The following is a 21,502-nucleotide window of genomic DNA, read 5'->3' as shown; positions in this document are numbered from 1 at the left end:
ATGAGCGAACTGCCCCGGGTCCAGCACCGTCACCTCGAGGTGGACGGCGTCGACGTGTTCTACCGCGAATCGGTCCCCACCCGCGCCGATGCCCCGGTCCTGCTGCTACTGCACGGCTTTCCCACCGCCTCGCACCAGTTCCGGCGGCTCATGGACGCGCTCGGCGACCGCTACCGGCTGATCGCGCCGGACTACCCGGGTTTCGGAAACACCGTGGCGCCGGCGGATTTCGACTACACCTTCGACCGGTTGGCCGATATCACCGAGGGATTCGTGCGGGGGCTCGGCCTGACCCGGTTCGCCATGTACATCTTCGACTTCGGCGCGCCGATCGGCCTGCGCGTGGCCGCCCGCCATCCGGAGTGGATCGCCGGGCTCGTGGTCCAGAACGGCAATGCCTACGAGGCCGGACTGTCCGAGGCCGCACAGGGTTTCGTCGCGTTGCGGCCCGATCACGAGGGCGACGAGGACGTCATCCTCGGCCTGCTCACCCTCGAGGGCACCCGCGGCCAGTACGAGGGCGGGGTTCCCGATCCGAGCCTGCTGAACCCCGACGCCTGGACCCTGGACCAGCACTACCTGGACCTCCCCGGCCGCAAGGAAGCGCAGCTGGCCCTGGCCTACGACTACAAGTCGAATGTGGCCCGCTACCCCGAATGGCAAGCGTGGCTGCGCAAATACACTCCCCCGACCCTCATCACCTGGGGTGCGAACGACATGTTCTTTCCCGCCCCGGGCGCGCACGCGTATCTCGCGGATGTTCCCGACGCCGAACTGCACCTGTTCGACACCGGCCACTTCGCACTGGAAACGCATGCAGCCGAGATCGCCCGGCTGATCGCGGACTTCCTGGACCGGTTGCCCGCCTGAACGGAAAAGGCGCTGCCGGTGGAAATTCCACCGGCAGCGCCGCTTTCGACTCGGATCAGGAGTCGACTCCGATCAGGAGTTGTAGATCGCGTCCACGTCGGCCGCGTACTGCTTCATGACGACGGCCCGCTTGAGCGACAGCTTCGGGGTCAGCTCGCCACCCTCCTGGGTCCAGTCGACCGACAGGATGCGGACCTTCTTGATCGCCTCCGCGTGCGAGACCAGCTTGTTGGTGGCCGCGACCGCGTCATTGATCTCGCCGACCAGGGCCGGGTTCTCGATGAGGTGCTCGATCGGGGTGTCGGCGGGAATCCCGTTGCGGGTCTTCCACGCCGGCAGCGCCTCGGGGTCGAGGGTGACCAGCGCGCCGATGAAGGGCTGCCCGTCGCCGACCACCATGACCTGGCTGATCAGCGCGTTCTGCCGCAGCGAGTCCTCGAGCATGGCCGGGGAGACGTTCTTGCCGCCCGCGGTGACCAGGATTTCCTTCTTGCGACCGGTGATCGCGATGAAGCCCTGCTCGTCGATGGCGCCCAGGTCGCCGGTCTTGAACCAGCCGTCGGCGTCGAACGCGTCGGCGCTGGCCTCCGGGTTGTTCCAGTAGCCGCCGAACACGACCGGGCCGCGGATCAGCAGTTCGCCATCGTCGGCGACCTTGGCGCCGTGGCCGGGCAGCGGGCGGCCGACCGAGCCGACCTTGATGTACTTGGGGGTGTTGACGCTGACGGCCGCGGTGGACTCGGTCAGGCCGTAGCCCTCGTAGATGGTGACGCCGGCGCCGCGGAAGTAGTGGCCCAGGCGCGCGCCCAGCGGGCCGCCGCCGGAGACGGCGGAGGAGCACTGGCCGCCCATGGCCTCGCGCAGCTTGCTGAACACCAGCTTGTCGAGCACCGCGTGCTGCAGCTTGAGCACGATGCCGGGGCCGCCGGTCTCGAGCGACTGGCTGTACTGGATGGCGATCTCGGTGGCGTAATCGAAGATCTTGCCCTTGCCGCCGTCGTGCGCCTTCTGCTTGGCGCCGTTGAACACCTTCTCGAACACGCGGGGCACCGAGAGGATGAAGTTCGGCTTGTACTGGCCGAACTGCTCGACCAGGGTGGACCAGTCGGCGGTGTGGGCCACGGTGACGCCGGCGTCGAAGGCGGCCAGCGCGACCGCGCGGGCGAAGACGTGGGCCAGCGGCAGGAACAGCAGCGACTTGCGGCCGGGCTGCAGGAACTCGCTCATGGAGGAGCGGTCGGCGGCCGACTCGGCGTAGAGGTTGGCATGCGAGAGCATGACGCCCTTGGGCCGGCCGGTGGTGCCGGAGGTGTAGATCAGGGTGGCCGGGGAGGCGGCCTTCACCTGGGCGCGACGCTCGTGCACCACGGCGTCGTCGAGATCCTTGCCGCGCGCGGTGAGCTCGGCGATCGCGCCCTTGTCGATCTGCAGCACCTCGCGCAGGCTGTCGAGCCCGGCTTCGATCTCGGCGATGGTGGCGCGGTGCTTGTCGTTCTGGACGATGGTGAGCTTGGTGGCGGAGTCCTCGAGGATCCAGCGCGCCTGCTCGGCGGAGGAGGAGTCGTAGATCGCGACGGTGCAGCCGCCGGCCGCCCAGATGGCGAAGTCCAGCACGACCCACTCGTAGCTGGTCTGAGCCATGATGGCGACGCGGTCGCCGAGCTCGATACCGGAGGCCACCAGTCCCTTGGCCACGTCGGTCACGGTCTTCGCGAACGTCGCCGCCGTGACGTCGTTCCAGCCGCCCTTGCCATTCGGGGTGTTGAAGACCACCAGCTCAGGGGTCTTCTCAGCATGCCGGAACGCGCCGTCCGACATGTTGGCGTTTTCCGGAATGGTGTAGGTAGCCGGGACTTCGAACTCTCGCATCGCTGCCCTTCCACAGAGGTTTACTGGCGGGTAATTTACGCCACGCTCACAGGTAACTCTCCGCGGACCGCCCGAACCTGTTCCCGGACGGTCTCGCGCTGTGACTCGTCTCTATCCTATTGACCGAGTTTGCGCCGGTCGAAGCGCCTGGCGCAGGAATTGCCCGAGTTCGACGGTGACCGCGGCGGCCGGCGCCACCAGAGCCGCCTGCAACTGGGCGACATGCCAGAGACCTTCGGTCTCGGTGAACTCGGTCGGCACCCCCGCCGCGCGCAGCTGCGCCACCAGCCGCGTGCACTGGTCGTGCAGCAGCTCGGCCTTGTCGGCCTGGACATAGGTGGGCGGCAGTCCGCGCAGGTCGCCCAGCAGCGGCGCGTACCCGGCGTCCTGGCCGTCGCCGCCACCCAGGTAGGCCGCCGCGCAGGCCCGCGACCACGGCTTGTTGATAACCAGATCGCGGTTGCGGGTGGGGACCTCGTTCGGGTCGGTCCACGGCGCGATCAGGCCCAGGGCGGCCGGGGTCAGGCCGTGCCGGTCGCGCAGCCGCTCGGCCAAAGCCAGCGACAGCCCGCCACCGGCCGAATCACCGGCCACCGCGATGCGTTCCGGCCGGAAACCGGCCGCCACCAGTTCCAGGAACGCGGCCTCGGCGTCCTCGAGCGCCGCCGGGAACGGGTACTCGGGGGCCAGCCGGTAGTCGGGAACCTGCACGGCGCACCCGGTTTCGCGGGACAGGTAGGCCGCCAGCGAGCGGTGCGTGAGCGGCGAGCCGACGGTGTAGCCGCCGCCGTGCAGATACAGCACGGTGGCGCTGTCGGAGACCGGCCCGACCGAGACCCGCTCGGTCGGGCGGCCGCCGAGGCGGACGTGCTCGACATGGGTGCCGCGCGGCGCGCGCGGCGCCGCCGAACCCCAGTCCATCAGTGCCCGCTGGACACCGAACGGGAGCCGGTGATGGAGCATGACCCGGAAGACCGGGTTCAGCACGGCTCGGACGACGGGCAACGGCAGTGTCACATCGGGCATGTCCGAATGTCCTTCAGAATCGCTGTATTACGGCAGGAACCGCTTCTGCACGACCGCGGAGATCCGCTGGTAGTACGAAGCCGTGGTGCGCACGAACAGGTCGAGAGCCTTGGCCTCCCAGCCGATCAGCACGCGGCCGTAGCCCTTGCGGACCGCCTCGGTGATGGTCTGCGCGGCCATCTCCGGGGTGTGCAGGGCGAGCTTGCTGTCGAAGAGGCTGGCCAGGTTCTTCTGGTCCAGGCCCTCGGAGACGGTGGCGTTGCGGGCGACGGCGGTCTTGATGCCGCCGGGGTGCACACAGGTGACCTTGACCGGGGTGCCGCTCATCAGCATTTCCTGGCGCAGCGCCTCGGTGAAGCCGCGGACCGCGAACTTGGCCGAGTTGTAGGCGCTCTGGCCGGGGACCGCGATCAGGCCGAAGAGGCTGGACACGTTCACCACGTGGCCGTCACCGGATTCGATGAGGTACGGCAGGAACGCCTTGGTGCCGTTGACGACACCCCAGAAGTCGACATCCATGATGCGTTCGATGTCCTTGAACGCGGTGTCGGTGACATTGCCGTGGTGGGCGATACCGGCGTTGTTGTAGATCTGGTTGACCTTGCCGAAGTGTTTCTTCACCTCGTCGGCGTAGAGCAGCACGGCCTCGCGCTCGGCCACGTTCAGGCGATCGGACTTGATCTTGACGCCGAACTTCTCGCAGCGCCGCACGGTTTCGGCGAGGCCCTCGGTGTCGATGTCGGACAGCGCCAGGTGCGCGCCCCGCTTGGCCAGGTTCTCCGCCAGCGCGCGGCCGATGCCGGAACCCGCACCGGTGATCACGCAGACCTTGTCCTTGAAGTAAGCGTCGTTGCTCACGGTTACCGCTTTCGGTTCGTCAGGAGTGGGGGTGTGATTAAACGGCCTGTGTGACAGGCCGGCCGGTGGTCTCGTAGGCCGCGACGTCGAAGTGCTCGAGCAGACTACGGAACCGGAAGGTGAAGTCCGGCCACAGCGTGGTGTTGTTGCCGTGCTTGTCCAGGTACCAGGAGGCGCAGCCGCCGGTGCTCCACACCGCGCCCTCCAGCTTGCGCTGCAGACCCGCGTTGTACTCGTCCTGCACGTCCTTGCGGACCTCGACAGTGCGCAGGCGCAGATTGCCGAACTGGGCGATGGCGTCGGAGATGTAGTTGATCTGCGACTCCAGCATGAACACCATCGAGGTGTGCCCCAGGCCGACGTTCGGGCCGAGCATGAAGAACATGTTGGGGTAGTTGTTGATCGCCGAACCCTTGTAGCCCTGCTGGCCGATGGCGTCGAACACCTCGGACAGGGTACGGCCGTCACGGCCGGAAACCGTGTCGTAGACCGGCGAGTCGGTGACATGGAAGCCGGTGGCCACGATGATCGCGTCCACTTCGCGCTCGACGCCGTCCTTGGTGACGATGGCGTTCGGGCGGATCTCCTTGATGCCGTCGGTGACGACGTCCACGTTGTCGCGGCTCAGGGCCGGGTAGTACTCGTTGGAGATCAGCATGCGCTTGCAGCCGATGCGGAAGTTCGGGGTGACCTTCTTGCGCAGTTCCGGATCGCGGACCTCGGCGAACAGCTTGGCGCGGGCCACGGTCTCGAGGGCGAGCATGGCGGGCGGGAACTTGGCCAGGCCGACCACCTGGGTCTCGCGGGCGGCGTAGATGCCGGCGCGGTAGAGGCTGCGCAACGCGGGAATGCGCTTGAGCGCGAACTTCTCCGGGGCCAGGTACTCGCGGTCGACGCGGGGCAGCAGCCAGGGAGCGGTGCGCTGGTAGACGTCCAGGTGCGCGACCTCGGCCGCGATGTTCGGGACGATCTGGATGGCGGAGGCGCCGGTGCCGATGACGGCGACGCGCTTGCCGGCCAGATCGGAGTCGTGGTTCCAGCGGGCGGAGTGGAAGATCTCGCCCTGGAAGTCGTTGATGCCCTTGATGTCCGGCAGGTTGGGCTCGCACAGCGCGCCGACGGCGGAGACCAGGATGTCCGCGGTGAACGGGCCCTGGCTGGTCTGGATCTCCCAGCGCGCCTCGGCGGCGTTCCACTGGGCGCCGGTCATCTCGCAGTCGAAGATGTGCTTGTCGCGCACGCCGTACTTGTCGGCGACGCCCTGGATGTAGCGCTGGATCTCCGGCTGCTTGGAGAACGAGCGCGACCACTCCGGGTTGGTGGCGAAGGAGTACGAGTACAGCTGCGAGGGGACGTCGCAGGCCGCACCCGGGTAGGTGTTGTCGCGCCAGGTGCCGCCGACATCGCTGCCGCGCTCCAGCACGAGGTAGTCGGTCCGCCCCTGCTTGCTCAGCCGGATGGCCAGGCCCAGGCCCGAGAACCCGCTGCCGACGATGATCACGTGGGAGTGCCGGGCAGGCCGGTTGCCGACAGCTTTGTCTGTAACCTTGCGACTCATGTACCCGAGAATATGGTCTTATTGAGTGGGAGTCAATACTCTTATTGAGCGCTGGTCAATATTATTGACTCGTGTTCAGTAACTGTCGACCCCAGTCAGCACTATCGGACAAGTGACCAAGGAGCGCGCCGTGAGCAGCAGACCGGACAGCCGGGCCAAACGCGTGCGCCTCAGCCCCGGCGAACGCCGCGAGCAGCTGATCACCCTCGGCGCCCGCATGTTGCGCGAACGCGCCCTCGAGGACATCTCCATCGGCGAGATCGCCACCCGGGCAGGCATCTCCCGCGGCCTGCTCTTCCACTACTTCCCCACCAAGCACGACTTCCACCTGGCGATCGTCAACCACGCCAATGCCGAACTCCTCGAACGCACCACACCCGACCCCACCCTGTCGCTGTTCGACATGCTGCAGGACGCGATCGAGCGCTACATCGCCTACGTCACCGAGAACCGCACCTCGTACCTGGCGTTGCTCCGCGGCCCCGCCAGCGCCAGCCCGGAACTCGTGGCCCTCGTCAACGCCACCCGCATGGCCCTCGTCAACCGCATCCTCACCGAGGCCCCGATCCAGGCCGACGACCCCGACCGCCCCCGCCTCGCCCTGGCGGTCCGAGGCTGGATCGCGTTCGTCGAGGAAACCACGCTCACCTGGCTCCGCGAGGAACCCATCCCCCGAGAAGCCCTCGTGGACATGCTCGTGACCTCACTGCCCGCCCTCGCCCTCAACGCAGATCTGGCCGCCGCCCTTCGGCAGTGAGCGCCACCGCGGCGAGCATGAGCTCGGCCGCCAGCTGACTGTGGACCACCAGCAATCGGCGATACAGCTCGTCGACCGCGATACATCCGGACGGTGATGCGGGTGCCGGCATCGGTCACCTCCCGTGGGTCGTGCCCCGAACCGGATGGTGGGGAGACTTCTTCCCGAGAGTCGCACGCGCCGGATGCGAGCACGCCTGAAAAATCAGGTCACCCGGGCGTCTTTCACGAAAACATCCGTCAACTCGGCTGCCCGCCGCAGGTTTTCGAGATCACGGACGATGACGCGCCGCTTCATCAGGCACACGGAACCGTCCGCGCCCAGTTCCTTCATCGCCTTGCCCACCGCGTCCACCCGCGCCCCGACCAGATTGCCCAGCTCCTCGTAGGACAGCCGCACGGTGAGCTCCCACCCCGACTCCACCCGCCGACCGTACGATTCGACGAACTCGACGAGCAGGCGCGCCAGCCGCACCCGCACCTGATGGTCGCCGAAATCCAGGCGGCGCTGATCCGACCAGGCCAGCCGGTCGGCCAGGGAACGGCACAGCACCAGGGAACCGTCGTGATGGGTTTCCAGGAAGGTCATGAACGCCGTGCCCGGGATGCGGTGCACGATGGTGGGCGTGCACACGATCGCGGTGTTGGAGCGCAGCGAATCCGGCACCAGCGCACCGAGTTCACCGATCACGTCACCGCTGACCCGGATCGCGAGCAGCCGGCCGTCGGCCGTGGTGATCTTCACGCACGCCGACACCGAGCGGTCGCGCGAGCGCAGCAGATACACCATGCTGCCGGGATCGCCCTGCCGCATGAGAACCGTGCCCGGCGGGCCGTACGTCCGCGTCCCGAGCCGGAGCAGCGACCTCCGGGATCGCGGGCACAGCCGCTCCATGAAAGTGCCTGTGGGCCAGGGCCAATTGCCCAGATGATCGTCGCCAGGTGAGTTCACCGTCGTATCCAGTTCCGTACCGCCGTTGGAAGCTGCCCCCGAACCCTCCACGGTAAGCGACCGAAAGGGTTTGTGGCACAGCGCGGCGATGGCGGACCCGAATCAGAGGGCGTGGGCGTCGAGCCAGGTTCGGGCCACGGCGGAGGGGATGGCGTTCTGGTCGCGGATCTGGTGGACCATGTCGGCGAGCTCGGTGGTGGTGAGTTCGCCTGCCACGTAGTTGAGTTTGCGGAGCTGAGGGTCGGTGAGGGCGGACTTGCGGAGGATGGGGGCGACCATGGCGGCGCGGAAGGCGTAGTCGGGGTCGGCCAGGGCGGTGAGGTCGGCGCCGTCGCCGGGGAGGAAGGCAGCGGGGCCGGGGAGGACGGCCAGCTGGATCTCACCTTCGGAGAGGGCTTTTCGGAGGTCGGCGGGGGTGGTGAAGGTGACCGTGCGGGTGATGGCGCAGTGGTAGGTGGCGCGCAGGGGGGTGAGGACGTCGCGGTCCGGGTCGAGGGGGGCGCGCTGGGCGTCCACCGGGGCGCCGGTGTCGATGCCGACGATGAGGTCGTCGCAGCGGGGACCGAGGTCCTTCAGGGAGGACGGGAGGGTCGTGGGGTGCGCGGCGGAGGCGACCACGGTGGGGCGCAGGTCGGTGCCGTCGGCGGGGTCGGAGGTGGTGACGCCCTGCGGAAGGGCTTTGGCGAGGGCCGCATTCACCGCGTCCGGCTTGGTGACGGTGGCGGTCGAGTCGAGGGCGGTGAGGATGTCGCCGGTGATGTCGCCGAAAAGGGCGAGGTCGCCGGAGTCGAGGGCGGCGAGCAGATCGCCGCGGGAGCCCACCCGTTCCTCGACGCGGGTGTGCAGGCCGGTGCGGGCCAGCGCGCCCGCGTAGAGTTCGGCGATGATCCGGGACTGGGGCGAATCTCCCGCTCCCACCGTCACAACCGGACCGGTGTCCTTGCCGCCGCAGGCCACCGCGGCCACCGCGATCGCGGTGACGAGCGCGCCCCGGCCCAGTGTTCGCACGGCGCAAACCAATCGGTTGGATCCGGTCCCGGACGTGCGCGAGCGACGCGACGGGCGACGATGGGCGGCGCGACGGCCGAGCGCCTGCGAGGGGTGGGAGTCAGTGCCGGACACGCGCAACAGTCTGCCGCGCCGACCCTCGCGGCGGTGAAACCGGGCCGGACATCGGGCGTGCCGTTTCCGCCGGAAGCGCGAAACCGACCGTAGGTAGGCACCGTTCGCGGGATGAGACGGGCAATATGGGCAGTTAGGTCTGTTCCAGGGGTGGAGACACCCCGCCCGCTGCAGGCATTCCGCTCGGAAGGACGACAGTGCAATCGCTCATCACCACGCGCGCCGATGGCAAGCGCATCTCCCGGACCGTACTCCGAATCCTGGCCGCGTCGGTCGCGCTGGCCGCCGCCATGGCACTGTCCGCCTGTGGCGACAACAAGTCCAATCCGCTCGGTGGGGGCGGCGGCTGCGGCGGCGACGCGAACAAGGTGACCGTCGGGTCCGCCAACTTCCCCGAATCCGAGACCGTGGCCGACGTGTACGCGGAAGCGTTGCGGGCCAACGGGTTCAGCGTCGACGCCAAACTCAATATCGGCAGCCGTGAAGCGTACGTGCCCGCGTTGAAGCAGTGCGCCATCGACCTGATCCCGGACTACACCGGGAATCTGCTGCAATACCTGGACAAATCGAGCACCGCCACCACGCCCGACGAGGTGAACACCGCACTCGCCAAGGCGCTCGGCGATCAGCTCGCCATCGGCACGCCCGCACCCGGCGAGGACTCCGACGCCGTCGTCGTCACCAAGGCGACCGCCGAGAAATGGAATCTCACCAGCATCACCGACCTGGCCGCGCACTCGGCCGAGGTGAAACTGGCCGCGCCCGCGGAATTCTCCGAACGGCCGGGCGGGCTACCGGGCCTGAAGAAGAACTACGGACTCGACATCGCCGCCGCCAACTTCGTGCCGATCGCCGACGGCGGCGGCCCCGCCACCGTGAAGGCGCTGACCGACGGCCAGGTCACCGCCGCCGACATCTTCACCACCTCCCCCGCCATCGCCGCCAACAACCTGGTGGTGCTGACCGACCCCAAGCACAACTTCCCGCCGCAGAACGTGGTGCCGCTCTACAACACCGCCAAGAAGAGCGACAAGCTGACCAAGGTGCTCGACGCGACGTCCGCGAAACTCACCACCGCCGAGCTCATCTCGCTCAATACCGCCGTCTCCGGCAGCAGCAAGACCGAACCGGCCGCCGCCGCCCGCCAGTGGGTCGCCGCGCAGGGGCTCGACAAGCCGATCGCGTAAGGAGAGGCGGAACACGGTGTCCGACATCGAATTCACCGGCGTCAGCAAGACCTACCCGGACGGCACCACCGCCGTCCACGACCTGAGCCTGCGCATCGAATCCGGGTCGTTCACCGTGTTCGTGGGACCGTCCGGCTGCGGCAAGACCACCTCCATGCGCATGATCAACCGGATGATCAGCCCCAGCCGCGGCACCATCACCGTAGGTGGACAGGACATCTCCCGTGTCGACCCCGTCGAACTGCGGCTCGGCATCGGGTACGTGATCCAGAGCGCGGGCCTGCTGCCGCACCGCACCGTCGTCGACAATGTGGCCACCGTGCCGGTGCTGCGCGGGCAGTCCCGGCGCGCGGCCCGGCAGGCGGCGCTGGAGGTGATGGACCGCGTCGGACTGGATCGCGGTCTGGCGCAACGCTATCCGGCGCAACTCTCCGGCGGCCAGCAGCAGCGCGTCGGCGTCGCCCGGGCGCTGGCCGCCGACCCGCCCATCCTGCTCATGGACGAGCCGTTCAGCGCCGTCGACCCCGTCGTGCGCACCGAACTCCAGAACGAGATGCTGCGGTTGCAGGCCGAACTGCACAAGACCATCGTCTTCGTCACCCACGACATCGACGAGGCCATCAAACTCGGCGACCACATCGCCGTCTTCGGACCCGGCGGGCGCCTGCAACAACACGACGTCCCGCAGACCGTACTCGCCCGGCCCGCCACCGATTTCGTGGCCGGATTCGTGGGCCGCGACCGCGGCTACCGCGAACTGTCCTTCCGGCCCGCCGACGCCGTACCCCTGCACGACCTCTCCACCGTCTCCCCCGAACAGGTGCCAGGCATCCGGTTGGACGAGGGCGAATGGCGGCTCGTCATCGACGAGGCCAAGAAGCCCATGGGCTGGATCGACACCACCGGCGTGGAAGGCGTCCGCGCCGGGCACGCGCTCGCCGACAGCATGGCCTCGGGCGGCTCCCTGTTCCCGCCCGGCGGCGACCTGCGGCAGGCACTCGACGCCACCATCTCCTCGCCAGCGGAAATCGGTGTCGCCGTGGACGATTCCGGCGGCGTGCGCGGCGCCATCTACGCCCGCGACGTGCTCGAACAGCTGCACCGGCAGCGCACCGCCGAGGACGCCGAACGCAATCGGGTCTTCTTCGAGGAGACCACGTGAAGTACCTGCTGGACAATTTCGGCGAGATCGCCGGATACGCCCGCACCCACCTGTGGCTGGCGCTGCTGCCGCTGGCGCTCGGACTGGTGATCGCGATCCCGGCGGGTGCGCTCGCGCACCGGGCGCGCTGGCTGCGGCGGATCACCACCACCGCGGCCGGGATCGCCTACACGATTCCGTCGCTGGCATTGTTCGTGATCCTGCCGCCGCTGCTCGGCATCGGGGTCATCGATCCACTGAATGTCGTTATCGCCCTGACCATCTACTCGGTCGCGCTGCTGGTGACGGCGGTTCCGGCGGCGCTGGACTCGGTGCCCGACGCCACCCTCGACGCTGCCGACGCCATCGGCTACCCGCGCTGGCGGCGGGTGCTCACCGTCGACTTCCCGCTCGCGCTGCCCGTCTTCCTCGCCAACCTGCGAGTCGTCGCCGTCACCAATATCTCGATGGTGACCGTCGGCGCGCTGATCGGGGTGGGCGGGCTCGGCAAGCTGTTCACGCAGGGATATCAGCGTGACTATCCGGACGAGATCGTGGCGGGCGTCATCGTCGTACTGGTGCTGGCCTTGATCGTGGACCGGGCGCTGTACCTGCTGGGCAAGGTGGCGACGCCGTGGCTGAAAGGGGCTGCGCGGTGAACCTTTTCGTGGACGCCTGGCACTTCCTCACCGACGGCGCGAACTGGTCCGGGCCCGCCGGGATCGGGCGGCGGCTGCTCGAACACCTCTGGTACAGCCTGCTGGCCGTGGGACTCTCGGCCGTGATCGCGGTGCCGATCGGACTGCTGATCGGGCACACCCGGCGCGGATCGGCGCTCATCGTCGGGTTCGCGAACTCCATGCGCGCCCTGCCGACCCTGGGCGTGCTCACCTTCGTGGTGCTGCTCATGGGGTTGGGGCTCACCCCGCCGCTGCTGGCGCTGCTCACCGTCGGCATTCCGCCGCTGCTGGCGGGCGCGTACGCGGGCATCGCGAACGTGGACCCGATCGTGGTCGACGCCTCCCGCGCCATGGGCATGAGCGAGCCGCGGGTGCTGCTTCGCGTCGAACTCCCCAACGCGCTGCCGGTGCTGCTCAGCGGCCTGCGCGCGGCCACCCTGCAGGTAGTGGCGACCGCGACCATCGCCGCCTACGTGAACCTGGGCGGGCTGGGCCGGTACATCTTCGACGGCATCAGCCTCTACCGGTACGACAAGGTGTTGGTCGGCGCGATCCTGGTGGCCGCGCTGGCGCTCGCCCTGGACGGGCTACTGGCCTTCGTGGTGTGGCTGAGCGCGCCCGGGACCGGACGATTCGCCCAGCTCACCGCCCGGATCCGAAACAGGCGCATTGACCTTCCGGTGTGATCGGGGTCACGATGTCTCGTGGCACACCCATCCGAGACAGGAGGTTCGCAGTGAAGGCTCGCGACATCATGCACCGGAATGCGGAATGCATCCCCGCTGATGAGACGCTCGACCGCGCCGCCCAGATGATGCGCAACATGGACGTCGGCGCCCTGCCGATCTGTGACGGCGACCAGATGATCGGCATGCTCACCGACCGCGACATCGTGGTCAACTGCATCGCCATGGGACACGATCCGGGCAAGGTCCGCGCCGGAGACCTGGCCCAGGGCCGGGTGTGGTCGGTGGACGTCGACACCGACCTCGGCACCGTCCTGGACGTCATGGAGCAGAACCAGATCAAACGCATGCCGGTCCTCGACATGCGCAAGGGCAACAAGCTCGCGGGCATGATCTGCGAATCCGACCTCGCCAAGAACGTCAGCGACAAGCAGCTCGCCACGTTCATCAGTGCCGTGGCGGTGCCGCACTAAATCCACGGGAAGCGTCCCGGTTCGCAGCGGATTCACAGGCAGCGACCGGAGAATTGCCGGGTGCAACCGGGACGCATTCTTGTCATCGAAGACGCCGAGGCCATTCGCGCCGCGGTCGGAGCCGGGCTCACCGCCGCCGGGCACGACGTGCTCGCGCGAGGCGACGGCGCGCTGCTGGAACAAGACCTCACCGCTACCGGCCCGACGTGGTGGTGCTCGACGTCGGACTGCCCGGGCGGGACGGGTTCGCGCTACTCGAAGCGGTGCGGGCGCGCTCCGCGGCGGGGGTGGTCATGCTCACCGCCCGCGACGGCGTCGAGGACCGGGTCCGGGGGCTGCGCGCCGGATCCGACGACTACCTGGTGAAGCCGTTCGACCTCACCGAACTCGTGGCACGCGTGGACGCGCTGCTGCGGCGAATGGGGAAACTCCAGCGCCGCACCGTGATCGGCGACCTCGAGGTGACCGTGGACACCGGCACCGCGCGCCGGGGCGGACAGGAACTCACGCTCACCGCGACCGAGTTCAAGCTGCTCGCGTATCTGGCCGCGCAACGGGATCGCGTGGTGACCAAGACCCAGATCCTCACGGCGGTGTGGGGATACGAGGATTACGACCCGAACCTGGTCGAGGTGCACGTCAGCGCGCTGCGTCGCAAGCTCGAGGAACACGGGGAGCGGGTCGTGCACACGGTGCGCGGGCTGGGCTACACCCTGCGGGCGCCGAAGTGAAGACGGTCTCGCTGCGTGGGCGGGTAACCCTCACCGCCGCACTGGTTTCCGGCATCGTGCTGGTGCTGGTCGCGCTGAGCGTGCACGCGTTGTTCGGGCTGGTCGTCAACCGCAGCGAGAACACGGTGCTCACCGACCGGGCGCAGCTGGCCCGCGAGCTCGCGCAGAACGGGGTGACACCGGAAGATCTCGTCGCCCACGTCGACACCCGATCCGTGCGGGTGCGGCTCGTGCTCGCCGACGGCCGCACCTTCGGCAGCCTCGATCACCGGCTCGCCGAGGACAGCACCACCAAGACCCGCCTCATCCGATTGACCGGGTCCGGCGCGCTCGACGGCGGCCGGCTCACCCTGCAGATCGACACTCCCCTGCTGGCTCGGGTGCAGTCGCGGCTGGGCGTGCTGCTGACCGTCGCCACCACCTCCGCCATCGCGATCATCTCCCTCGCGCTCTGGTTCGGGGTGCGCCGCGCCCTCGAACCACTCGACGCCATGACCCGGCTCGCCCGCGATATCGCCCGCGGTCACCTCGGACGACGGCTCGAACCCTCCCGCACCGACACCGAATTGGGGCGCACGGCCGCGGCATTCGACGAAATGCTGGACGCGCTGGAAGGGGCGTTGCGCGACACCGCGGCCGCCGAGGCCCGGGCTCGCGCCTCCGAACAGCAGATCCGCGCATTCGTCGGGGACGCCGCCCACGAGTTGCGCACACCCATCACCGGGGTCCGCTCGCTCGCCGAAGCGGTCCTGCAACAACCCACCGACACCGATCCCGAGGATCGACAGCGCATGCTGCTCCTGCTGGTCCGTGAAACGCATCGCGCGGGCAGGCTGGTCGATGACCTGCTCGACCTGGCGCGCATCGACGCCGGGCTCCAACTCCGGCGCGAACCCGTGGACCTGCGCGCACTCGCCGCCGCCCAGCTCGACAGCATGCGAATGCTGTACCCGGACACCGAATTCCGTCTCACCGGCGACGCCGTCACCGTCTCCGCCGATCCCGAACGGATCACGCAGATCCTCACCAATCTGCTGAGCAACGCCTGCCAGGCCATGCGCGACCACGGCTCGGCCACCGTCGACGTGCGACGGTCCGAATCCGGTTCCAGCACAGTCGAACTGACCGTCTCCGACACCGGGCCCGGCATCCCCGCCGCAGCCCGCGAACGCGTCTTCGACCGCCTGGTCCGCCTCGACTCCGCCCGCGACACCCGTCCCGACGGGTCCGGTCTCGGCCTGGCCATCGCGCGCGGTCTCGCCCGCGCCCACGGCGGCGACCTGGCCTGTATCGCCCCCGAGTCCCACGGCGCGCAGGGCGCGGTCTTTCGTCTCACCCTCCCCGCCTGAAGATCACCTGAAGAAGCCCGCCGGCTTCAGGGAGGCTTCAGGTTCGGCGGGCAGATTCGACGGCGAACCCACCCACACAACCTGGAGTGAGCATGAAACGCACCCTCGCCGTGGCCCTCGCCGGAGCCGCCGGAGCCGCCGCCATCGCCCTCGCGATCCCGGGCACCGCCTCCGCCGACACCCCCACCTGCGGCCCCGCCGCCGCGGCCGCCGCGCGCGCCGACTCCGCCCCCAAGGTCGCCGCCTACCTGGCCGCGCATCCCGATGTCGCCGCCGAGATCGCCAAGGTCAAGGCGCTGCCGAAGGATCAGCGGCGGGCGGAGCTGAAGGCCTGGCGCGAGGCCAACCCGCAGCAGGCGCAGGATCTGAAGGCGGCGCGCCAGGCCGTCATCGACTACCACAAGGCTTGCGGCAAGCAGCACAAGTAGTCGGTCATCGCGTGTGGGGCCCGGTCGAAACGACCGGGCCCCACACGCGTTTCGGGACTTCTACACCGTCGCGGCCACGGGTGCGGCCGCGATCAGCCAGTTGCTGAACTCCGCGGCCAGATGCCACCGATGCTGCCGGATGAACCTCCCGGGCAGGCTCGCCGGAAACTGAACGGTGAGAAGCGCATTCACAGCGCCGCCCCGATCGCCGAACTGATGGCGGACGCCGCCGATGACCACACCATCATCGAGAACCGCTTGCCCCGCGATCTGAATCGGATATCGCGGGTCGACCGGAACGGTCAGGGCATCGGTCGTGGTGTAGTCGACCAGGAACCGCGTCGGCATCGGCGATCCGCCGGTGGTCTCGACGACTTCCTGCCGTCCGTCGGGCAGCCCTCGGAGCAGATAGTGATCCGGGCAGGCGTCGACCATCTCGGCCTCACGGTTGTCGACGACCAGGTTCTCGAACCACGCGGCGAACCGTTCCGCGGAGTAGCCCGGGACCTCCAGACGAATCACGGAGTGTTTCGTCCGGCCCCGGCTCATCGCCATCCCAACGCGAGCCATCCGCTCCGACATGACCAGATCCCGCTCGAGCAGCGCGTAGATCCCGGCATGCCCGAGTCGAACCTTCAAGTCCGTCAATGTGACTCGCTGCCCAGAGAGGGGCGCGTCGAGCAACTCCGCCATCGTGCGATCCGGCAGCAGTTCAGCGACAGCACGCTCCCCGAGCCGGGAGGCGAGCTTTCTCAGAACAGCACCGGCACGCCGCGATTCCCACGCCCGCACCTGATCTCGCGTGATCCGCCGTCCCCCCAGGTCCGCACGAATCTCGATGGGCTCGGCCATATCGTGTCCTCTCATCCCCATCCTTAACGCAAGCGAACCTAGCATTAAGCCCGGTTCGAGGGGAATGCTAAAGCCAGGATTGTTAGCTTTCAATCTCGGAACCTGTTATGAACAGGGCATGGACCAGCCCGGAGACCGCGACAACCCGGACTCGAGCCCCCGCCGCAGGACCGGAGGCCGATCCGCGCGAGTCCGCCAGGCCATTCTCGCCGCCACCCTCGACCAGATAGCCGACAACGGCATCGAGGGCCTGACCATCACCGCGGTAGCCGCCCGAGCCGCCGTCGCCGAAACCACCATCTACCGCCGCTGGGGCACCCGCACCGCCCTCATCGCCGACGCCGTCACCGAACTGACCGCCGAAGCCAACCCCATCCCCGACACCGGCACCCTCCACGACGACCTCCACCACCTGGCCGCCCAGATCTCCGCCCTCATCACCCGCCCCGGCATCTCCCGCCTGCTCGGCACCGCCCTCGCCCTCTCCCCCGACCCGGAAGTATCAGCCGCCCGCGATCACTTCTGGACCACCCGCTTCACCCAGAGCGCCGCCATCGTCCACCGCGCGATCGCCCGCGGCGACCTCCCACCCCACACCAACCCCCACGACCTCATCGAAACCCTCTCCGCCCCCCTCTATTTCCGGCTCCTCACCGGCAACCAGCCCCTCGACCCCCCTTTCATCGCCCGCTGCATCGCCCACACCATCACCCTCTACGCCACCCCGAAATAGCCGGGGTGGGCACGCCGCAGATGGTCGTTTGACCAGGAAACGGATGATCGAAGGCCCATCTGACATGGGTTCATTTCGGAATTGGGTCCATAGAAGTAAACGGCGTGATCTAATTCCGCCAACTCGGGTGAATCCTGCCTCGATGACGATATCGAGGGCGCCCGGTGCGTGGGAGAAACGATGGTGGACAGAAGTATGCAGCGGGCGGCCGGGTCGGTTGCCGCGTTTGCGGTGGCGGCCGGGTTCGCGGTCGCGGCGATGCCCGGCATGGCCTCGGCCGCGTCCGGAACGGTGACCTGGAACGACGGGAACAGCAAGTTCACCCGGACGGTGTCCAACACCAACCCGATCGCCGGCGAGGTCGTGACCGTGTCGACGAAGTTCGAGCGGACCGGCATCCCGGTGGAGTACATCTACTCGATCAAGGATGAGCACCCGACCTGCCTGACCCCGGTCGCGGGCTCGGCCAAGATGGGCGGCGACCAGGTCTCCATCGACACCACGCCGGACGCCGTCAGCGCCTCGTTCAGCATCGTCAAATACCCTGTGTACCCGAACATCTCGCCGAAGTCGCAGACCTTCGAGGTGCAGTACACCGTGGGCGTCAACTGCGCCCGCGACACCCCGCTGGCGACCTCCATGAGCTACAGCGGTTCCCTGGGCTCGGGCAACTACACCGACAAGGGCCCGGCCATCACCGTGTCCAGCGACGCCGTGTCGACCACCGTGCTCACCGACGTGAGCGGCGCCAAGATCAACACGCCGGTCACCCTGGAGGCCACCGTGTCCCCGGCGGCCGCGGGCGGCACCGTCCAGTTCAAGGCGGGCGACCAGATCCTCGGCGACATCCCGGTCAACGCGAACGGCAAGGCCACCATCGTGTGGACCCCGGGCGCGGCGGGCTCGTACACCATCGGCGCGAACTTCTCCGGCCGCACCGGCGTCGCCGCCTCGTCGACCACCAAGGTGGTCACCGTCGCCGACGTGACGACCCCCACCCCGACCCCGACCCCCAAGCCGAGCACCGGATCCTTCGGATTCTGATCCCCGCCACGGACTCGGCCGGCTACCGGCCGAGTCCGTGCTGGTGCGCGAACACCACCGCCTGAATGCGATCGCGCACACCGAGTTTGGCGAGCACCCGGGACACGTGCGTCTTGATCGTCTCCTCGCCGACACCCAGCGCGGCCGCGATCTCGCCGTTACTGCGCGCATCCGCCAGCAACAACAGCACCTCCCGTTCCCGGGCGGTCAACTGCGCCAGCGCGGGCGACTCCACCGGCGGCGCGATGCCGAGCGCGAAACGCGTTGCGAGCCTGCGTGTCATGGACGGGTCGATGACCGCGTCCCCACGCACCGCGACCCGGATCGCGGCCACGAGCTCCTCCGGGGGAAGACTTTTCAGCAGGAATCCGCTCGCGCCCGCCGACAGGGCCCGATGCAGATTCGCCTCGCTGTCGTACGTGGTGAGCAGCAGCACCCGGGTGCCGCCCGCGGCGATGATCGCCTCGGTCGCGGCCAAACCGTCCAGCCTGGGCATGCGGACATCGAGAATCGCCACATCGGGATGCGTCCGAGCGGCCGCCTCGATGGCCGCGCGGCCGTCACCCACCTCGGCCACACACTCCAGATCGGGGTGAGCGTCCACCACCGCGCGCAGGCCGGAACGGAAGACCGTGTGATCGTCGGCGATCAGGACCGTGATGCTCATGCGACTCCGATCGGGACGGAAACCCGGATATCCCAACGGGTTCCGGAGGAATCGGAACCGTGGACCACGGTCCCGTCGAACAGTTCGGCACGGCGGCGGATCCCGTCCAGACCGCGATGCACATTCACACCCGGCGCTCTGGCCGTGATCGGATTGGTCTCGCGGATCTCCACCGAGCCGGGCCGGTAGACGATTTCGAGCTCGGCCCGCTCGCCGCCATGACGCAGCGCGTTGGTCAGCATCTCCTGCACGACCCGATAGAGCATGACGTCGAGCGACTCCGGCAGCACCGGCGCATCCCCCGAGAAGGTCACGCCCACAGTCAATCCGGCATCCCGCACCCGGTGCACCAGATCGTCGATATCGGCCAGCCCGGGCTGCCGCTCACCGTCGTCCTCGCGGCCGTGCAGCAGATCCAGCTGCCGCCGCAGATCCACCATCGCCGCCCGGCTACTGGACTCCACCGCATCGACCGACCGGGCCGCCGACTCGGAATCACTGCGCGACAAAGCCATTCGCGCCACTCCCGCATGAATCCCGATCGCGCTCACATGATGCGAGATGACATCGTGCAGATCCCGCGCGATCGCCTCCCGCTCATCGGCCAGCGCCCGATCCAGCGCCGCCCGCTGCTCTTGCCGCCGCAGCCGCTCCCGCTGCTCCAATTCCGCGATATAGGCCCCGCGCGCCGCCGTGTACCGGCCCACCAGCCACGGCACCACCCCCGCCCCGAGCGCCGAGATCACCAGCCGCACAGGATTGTTCGTACCCGCCAGCGCCGCCATCGCGTTCACCGTCAACGCGCCGCCCGCCAGCAGCGTGACGGTCAGCACCGACACCACCCCGCTCAGCCACGCGCCCGCCTGATACCCGGCTACCAGGAACCCGACATCGAAAACCCTGGCGGTGAGCCCGTAATGGTGCGCGAACACCGCCACCGACACCTTCACCACCACCTGCGCCACCGCCACCGCGGCCGCCGTCGCCGCCGGAGCCGCCAGCGCCAGATCCGCGGCCACCGTGGCCACGGTCAGCACGGTGGCCGCCACCGGGGCCAGGCCGAAGCCGCCGCACATCACCATCTGCGCGCCGTCCAGCACGGCCGCCACCGCGGCCACCAGCAGCGACTGCCGGGCCAGTGACCTGGTCACATCCATGGCCGCACGGTACCGTCCGGCCCCCTCCTCCCCCGTGTGGGGGACGACCGAATCCCGCGCCCGCGAACGCGGAAGGGGCGCTTCGTCGATGACGAAGCGCCCCTTCAGGCTCGGTTCAGCGTGCGATTACGCGACACCCTCGGCGCGGGCGGCATTGCCCACGGCCTCGGCGACCGCCGGGGCCACGCGCGGGTCCAGCGGGCTCGGGATGATCTTGTCCGCGGACAGCTCACCGGCGACCACATTGAAGATCGCCTCGGCCGCGGCCACCTTCATGCCCTCGGTGATGCGGCGGGCGCCGGCATCCAGCGCGCCCTTGAAGACGCCCGGGAAGGCCAGCACGTTGTTGAGCTGGTTCGGGAAGTCGCTGCGGCCGGTGGCCACGATGGACGCGTACTTGGCGGCGACCTCGGGGTGGATCTCCGGGTTCGGGTTCGACATGGCGAACACGATGGATTCCGGCGCCATGGACGCGATGAGCTCCTCGGCGATGGTGCCCGCCGACAGGCCCAGGAACACGTCCGCGCCCGCCAGCGCCTCGGCCGGACCGCCGGTCACATTACGCGGGTTGGTGCGCTCGGCCAGCGCCGTCTTGTACTCGTTCAGGTCGCCACGGTCCCCGCTCACGATGCCCTTGGAGTCGAGCACCACGATGTCGGAAACACCCGCGGCCAGCAGGATGTCGGTGCACGCGACACCGGCCGCGCCAGCGCCCGAGACCACGACCTTCATGCCGGACATGTCGCGGCCCTGCACCGCGGCCGCACCCTTGAGGCCGGCCAGCACCACGATGGCGGTGCCGTGCTGGTCGTCGTGCATGACCGGGCAGTCCAGCGCCTCGATGACGCGCTTCTCGATCTCGAAGCAGCGCGGGGCGGAGATGTCCTCCAGGTTGACCGCGCCGAAGCTCGGGCGCAGGCGGATCAGGGTCTCGACGATCTCGTCGGGGTCCTTGGTGTCCAGCACGAGCGGGATCGAGTCCAGCCCGGCGAACTTCTTGAACAGCGCCGCCTTGCCCTCCATCACCGGCAGCGAGGCGCGCGGGCCGATGTCGCCCAGACCCAGCACGGCGGTGCCGTCGGAGACGACGACGACCAGGCGCTCGGCCCAGGTGTAGGTCTTGGCGAGGGACTCGTCCTCGGCGATGCCGAGGCAGACCTTCGCGACGCCCGGGGTGTAGGCGATGGACAGATCCCGCTGGGTCTCCAGCGGTGCGGTGAGTTCGACCGAAAGCTTGCCGCCAAGATGCCCGGCGAAAATTTCTTCCGTGGTGATGTCGGACAGGTTCGCGCCATTGGACGCGGGGGCCTCGGTGGCATTCACTGCTTCAGTCACGGGTGACACGCTTTCACTCCTGATCGGT

Annotated in this window: 22 protein-coding genes; 12 read left to right on the top strand and 10 right to left on the bottom strand. The window is 68.7% G+C overall.

Features of this window, described 5'->3' with window-relative positions:
• Positions 1 to 870, top strand: coding sequence for an alpha/beta fold hydrolase (locus ACFYTS_RS22940; protein WP_387307031.1), 870 nt, complete (start codon positions 1 to 3; stop codon positions 868 to 870).
• Between the two features lie 72 nt (positions 871 to 942).
• On the opposite strand, the gene ACFYTS_RS22935 is transcribed toward ACFYTS_RS22940, so the two are convergent.
• The 4 genes from ACFYTS_RS22935 to ACFYTS_RS22920 form a co-directional block, all read right to left on the bottom strand.
• Positions 943 to 2,739 (bottom strand): AMP-dependent synthetase/ligase, encoded by a 1,797-nt coding sequence (locus ACFYTS_RS22935; protein ID WP_387307029.1) that lies wholly within the window; start codon positions 2,737 to 2,739, stop codon positions 943 to 945.
• 111 nt (positions 2,740 to 2,850) lie between these two features.
• Positions 2,851 to 3,765, bottom strand: a complete 915-nt coding sequence (locus tag ACFYTS_RS22930; RefSeq protein ID WP_387307027.1) for an alpha/beta hydrolase — start codon at positions 3,763 to 3,765, stop codon at positions 2,851 to 2,853.
• A 27-nt stretch (positions 3,766 to 3,792) separates the two neighbouring features.
• A complete protein-coding gene (locus ACFYTS_RS22925; protein WP_357283374.1) occupies positions 3,793 to 4,623 on the bottom strand; it encodes an SDR family NAD(P)-dependent oxidoreductase in 831 nt (276 codons plus the stop codon).
• A gap of 37 nt (positions 4,624 to 4,660) precedes the next feature.
• A complete protein-coding gene (locus tag ACFYTS_RS22920; RefSeq protein WP_387307024.1) occupies positions 4,661 to 6,181 on the bottom strand; it encodes a flavin-containing monooxygenase in 1,521 nt (506 codons plus the stop codon).
• A 130-nt stretch (positions 6,182 to 6,311) separates the two neighbouring features.
• On the opposite strand from ACFYTS_RS22920, the gene ACFYTS_RS22915 reads away from it, so the two are divergent.
• Positions 6,312 to 6,938, top strand: a complete 627-nt coding sequence (locus ACFYTS_RS22915; protein ID WP_387307022.1) for a TetR/AcrR family transcriptional regulator — start codon at positions 6,312 to 6,314, stop codon at positions 6,936 to 6,938.
• Between the two features lie 204 nt (positions 6,939 to 7,142).
• Here the strand turns inward: ACFYTS_RS22915 and ACFYTS_RS22910 are convergent, their stop codons facing one another.
• Together ACFYTS_RS22910 and ACFYTS_RS22905 are read right to left on the bottom strand one after the other, a co-directional pair.
• Entirely contained in the window at positions 7,143 to 7,889 is a 747-nt protein-coding gene (locus tag ACFYTS_RS22910; RefSeq protein ID WP_387307020.1) for a Crp/Fnr family transcriptional regulator, read from the bottom strand.
• Positions 7,890 to 7,991: 102 nt separating this feature from the next.
• Positions 7,992 to 8,897: a glycine betaine ABC transporter substrate-binding protein gene (locus tag ACFYTS_RS22905; protein WP_387307018.1), complete on the bottom strand. Its 906-nt coding sequence runs from the start codon at positions 8,895 to 8,897 to the stop codon at positions 7,992 to 7,994.
• 404 nt (positions 8,898 to 9,301) lie between these two features.
• Between ACFYTS_RS22905 and ACFYTS_RS22900 the strand changes: the two genes are divergently transcribed.
• From ACFYTS_RS22900 to ACFYTS_RS22865, 8 genes are all read left to right on the top strand, one after another.
• Positions 9,302 to 10,198 carry an ABC transporter substrate-binding protein gene (locus tag ACFYTS_RS22900; RefSeq protein ID WP_387307188.1) on the top strand — a complete coding sequence of 299 codons (897 nt, stop codon included), beginning with the start codon at positions 9,302 to 9,304 and terminating at the stop codon, positions 10,196 to 10,198.
• A gap of 16 nt (positions 10,199 to 10,214) precedes the next feature.
• On the top strand, positions 10,215 to 11,360 hold the full coding sequence (locus tag ACFYTS_RS22895) for an ATP-binding cassette domain-containing protein (protein WP_357283363.1): 1,146 nt from the start codon (positions 10,215 to 10,217) through the stop codon (positions 11,358 to 11,360).
• On the top strand, positions 11,357 to 11,998 hold the full coding sequence (locus ACFYTS_RS22890; protein ID WP_357283360.1) for an ABC transporter permease: 642 nt from the start codon (positions 11,357 to 11,359) through the stop codon (positions 11,996 to 11,998). The genes ACFYTS_RS22895 and ACFYTS_RS22890 overlap by 4 nt, the downstream gene beginning before the upstream one ends.
• Positions 11,995 to 12,705, top strand: a complete 711-nt coding sequence (locus ACFYTS_RS22885) for an ABC transporter permease (RefSeq protein WP_357283705.1) — start codon at positions 11,995 to 11,997, stop codon at positions 12,703 to 12,705. Before ACFYTS_RS22890 ends, ACFYTS_RS22885 begins: the two co-directional genes overlap by 4 nt.
• 50 nt (positions 12,706 to 12,755) lie before the next feature.
• Positions 12,756 to 13,178, top strand: a complete 423-nt coding sequence (locus ACFYTS_RS22880) for a CBS domain-containing protein (RefSeq protein WP_357283357.1) — start codon at positions 12,756 to 12,758, stop codon at positions 13,176 to 13,178.
• Positions 13,179 to 13,384: 206 nt separating this feature from the next.
• Positions 13,385 to 13,909, top strand: a complete 525-nt coding sequence (locus ACFYTS_RS22875) for a response regulator transcription factor (RefSeq protein ID WP_387307015.1) — start codon at positions 13,385 to 13,387, stop codon at positions 13,907 to 13,909.
• Positions 13,906 to 15,258 (top strand): sensor histidine kinase, encoded by a 1,353-nt coding sequence (locus tag ACFYTS_RS22870; RefSeq protein WP_387307013.1) that lies wholly within the window; start codon positions 13,906 to 13,908, stop codon positions 15,256 to 15,258. The genes ACFYTS_RS22875 and ACFYTS_RS22870 overlap by 4 nt, the downstream gene beginning before the upstream one ends.
• A 92-nt stretch (positions 15,259 to 15,350) precedes the next feature.
• Positions 15,351 to 15,686, top strand: coding sequence for a hemophore-related protein (locus ACFYTS_RS22865; protein WP_357087298.1), 336 nt, complete (start codon positions 15,351 to 15,353; stop codon positions 15,684 to 15,686).
• Positions 15,687 to 15,746: 60 nt separating this feature from the next.
• Here the strand turns inward: ACFYTS_RS22865 and ACFYTS_RS22860 are convergent, their stop codons facing one another.
• Complete coding sequence (locus tag ACFYTS_RS22860) at positions 15,747 to 16,538, bottom strand: hypothetical protein (RefSeq protein ID WP_387307011.1); 792 nt, start codon at positions 16,536 to 16,538, stop codon at positions 15,747 to 15,749.
• Positions 16,539 to 16,656: 118 nt separating this feature from the next.
• Here ACFYTS_RS22860 and ACFYTS_RS22855 point away from each other — a divergent pair, with 118 nt between their 5' ends.
• A complete protein-coding gene (locus ACFYTS_RS22855) occupies positions 16,657 to 17,271 on the top strand; it encodes a TetR-like C-terminal domain-containing protein (protein ID WP_387307009.1) in 615 nt (204 codons plus the stop codon).
• 180 nt (positions 17,272 to 17,451) lie between these two features.
• Entirely contained in the window at positions 17,452 to 18,315 is an 864-nt protein-coding gene (locus ACFYTS_RS22850; RefSeq protein WP_387307007.1) for an Ig-like domain-containing protein, read from the top strand.
• Positions 18,316 to 18,337: 22 nt separating this feature from the next.
• Here the strand turns inward: ACFYTS_RS22850 and ACFYTS_RS22845 are convergent, their stop codons facing one another.
• The 3 genes from ACFYTS_RS22845 to ACFYTS_RS22835 all read right to left on the bottom strand — a co-directional run bounded on the left by ACFYTS_RS22845 (position 18,338) and on the right by ACFYTS_RS22835 (position 21,483).
• Positions 18,338 to 18,982, bottom strand: coding sequence for a response regulator (locus ACFYTS_RS22845; protein ID WP_387307005.1), 645 nt, complete (start codon positions 18,980 to 18,982; stop codon positions 18,338 to 18,340).
• Positions 18,979 to 20,139: a sensor histidine kinase gene (locus ACFYTS_RS22840; RefSeq protein ID WP_387307003.1), complete on the bottom strand. Its 1,161-nt coding sequence runs from the start codon at positions 20,137 to 20,139 to the stop codon at positions 18,979 to 18,981. Before ACFYTS_RS22840 ends, ACFYTS_RS22845 begins: the two co-directional genes overlap by 4 nt.
• 126 nt (positions 20,140 to 20,265) lie before the next feature.
• A complete protein-coding gene (locus tag ACFYTS_RS22835) occupies positions 20,266 to 21,483 on the bottom strand; it encodes an NADP-dependent malic enzyme (RefSeq protein WP_387307001.1) in 1,218 nt (405 codons plus the stop codon).
• Between the last annotated feature and the right edge of the window lie 19 nt (positions 21,484 to 21,502).

Source organism: Nocardia sp. NPDC004151 (assembly GCF_042874235.1).
Taxonomy (GTDB): Bacteria; Actinomycetota; Actinomycetes; order Mycobacteriales; family Mycobacteriaceae; genus Nocardia.
This window is presented reverse-complemented; position numbering and strand designations above follow the sequence as displayed.

Bases quoted from the DNA above. Each gene is read 5' to 3' on its own strand.
- ACFYTS_RS22940 (WP_387307031.1), top strand. From the start codon at position 1: ATGAGCGAACTGCCCCGGGTCCAGCACCGTCACCTCGAGGTGGACGGC.
- ACFYTS_RS22935 (WP_387307029.1), bottom strand. From the start codon at position 2,739: ATGCGAGAGTTCGAAGTCCCGGCTACCTACACCATTCCGGAAAACGCC.
- ACFYTS_RS22930 (WP_387307027.1), bottom strand. From the start codon at position 3,765: ATGCCCGATGTGACACTGCCGTTGCCCGTCGTCCGAGCCGTGCTGAAC.
- ACFYTS_RS22920 (WP_387307024.1), bottom strand. From the start codon at position 6,181: ATGAGTCGCAAGGTTACAGACAAAGCTGTCGGCAACCGGCCTGCCCGG.
- ACFYTS_RS22900 (WP_387307188.1), top strand. From the start codon at position 9,302: ATGGCACTGTCCGCCTGTGGCGACAACAAGTCCAATCCGCTCGGTGGG.
- ACFYTS_RS22865 (WP_357087298.1), top strand. From the start codon at position 15,351: ATGAAACGCACCCTCGCCGTGGCCCTCGCCGGAGCCGCCGGAGCCGCC.
- ACFYTS_RS22860 (WP_387307011.1), bottom strand. From the start codon at position 16,538: ATGGCCGAGCCCATCGAGATTCGTGCGGACCTGGGGGGACGGCGGATC.
- ACFYTS_RS22855 (WP_387307009.1), top strand. From the start codon at position 16,657: ATGGACCAGCCCGGAGACCGCGACAACCCGGACTCGAGCCCCCGCCGC.
- ACFYTS_RS22850 (WP_387307007.1), top strand. From the start codon at position 17,452: ATGGTGGACAGAAGTATGCAGCGGGCGGCCGGGTCGGTTGCCGCGTTT.
- ACFYTS_RS22845 (WP_387307005.1), bottom strand. From the start codon at position 18,982: ATGAGCATCACGGTCCTGATCGCCGACGATCACACGGTCTTCCGTTCC.
- ACFYTS_RS22840 (WP_387307003.1), bottom strand. From the start codon at position 20,139: ATGGATGTGACCAGGTCACTGGCCCGGCAGTCGCTGCTGGTGGCCGCG.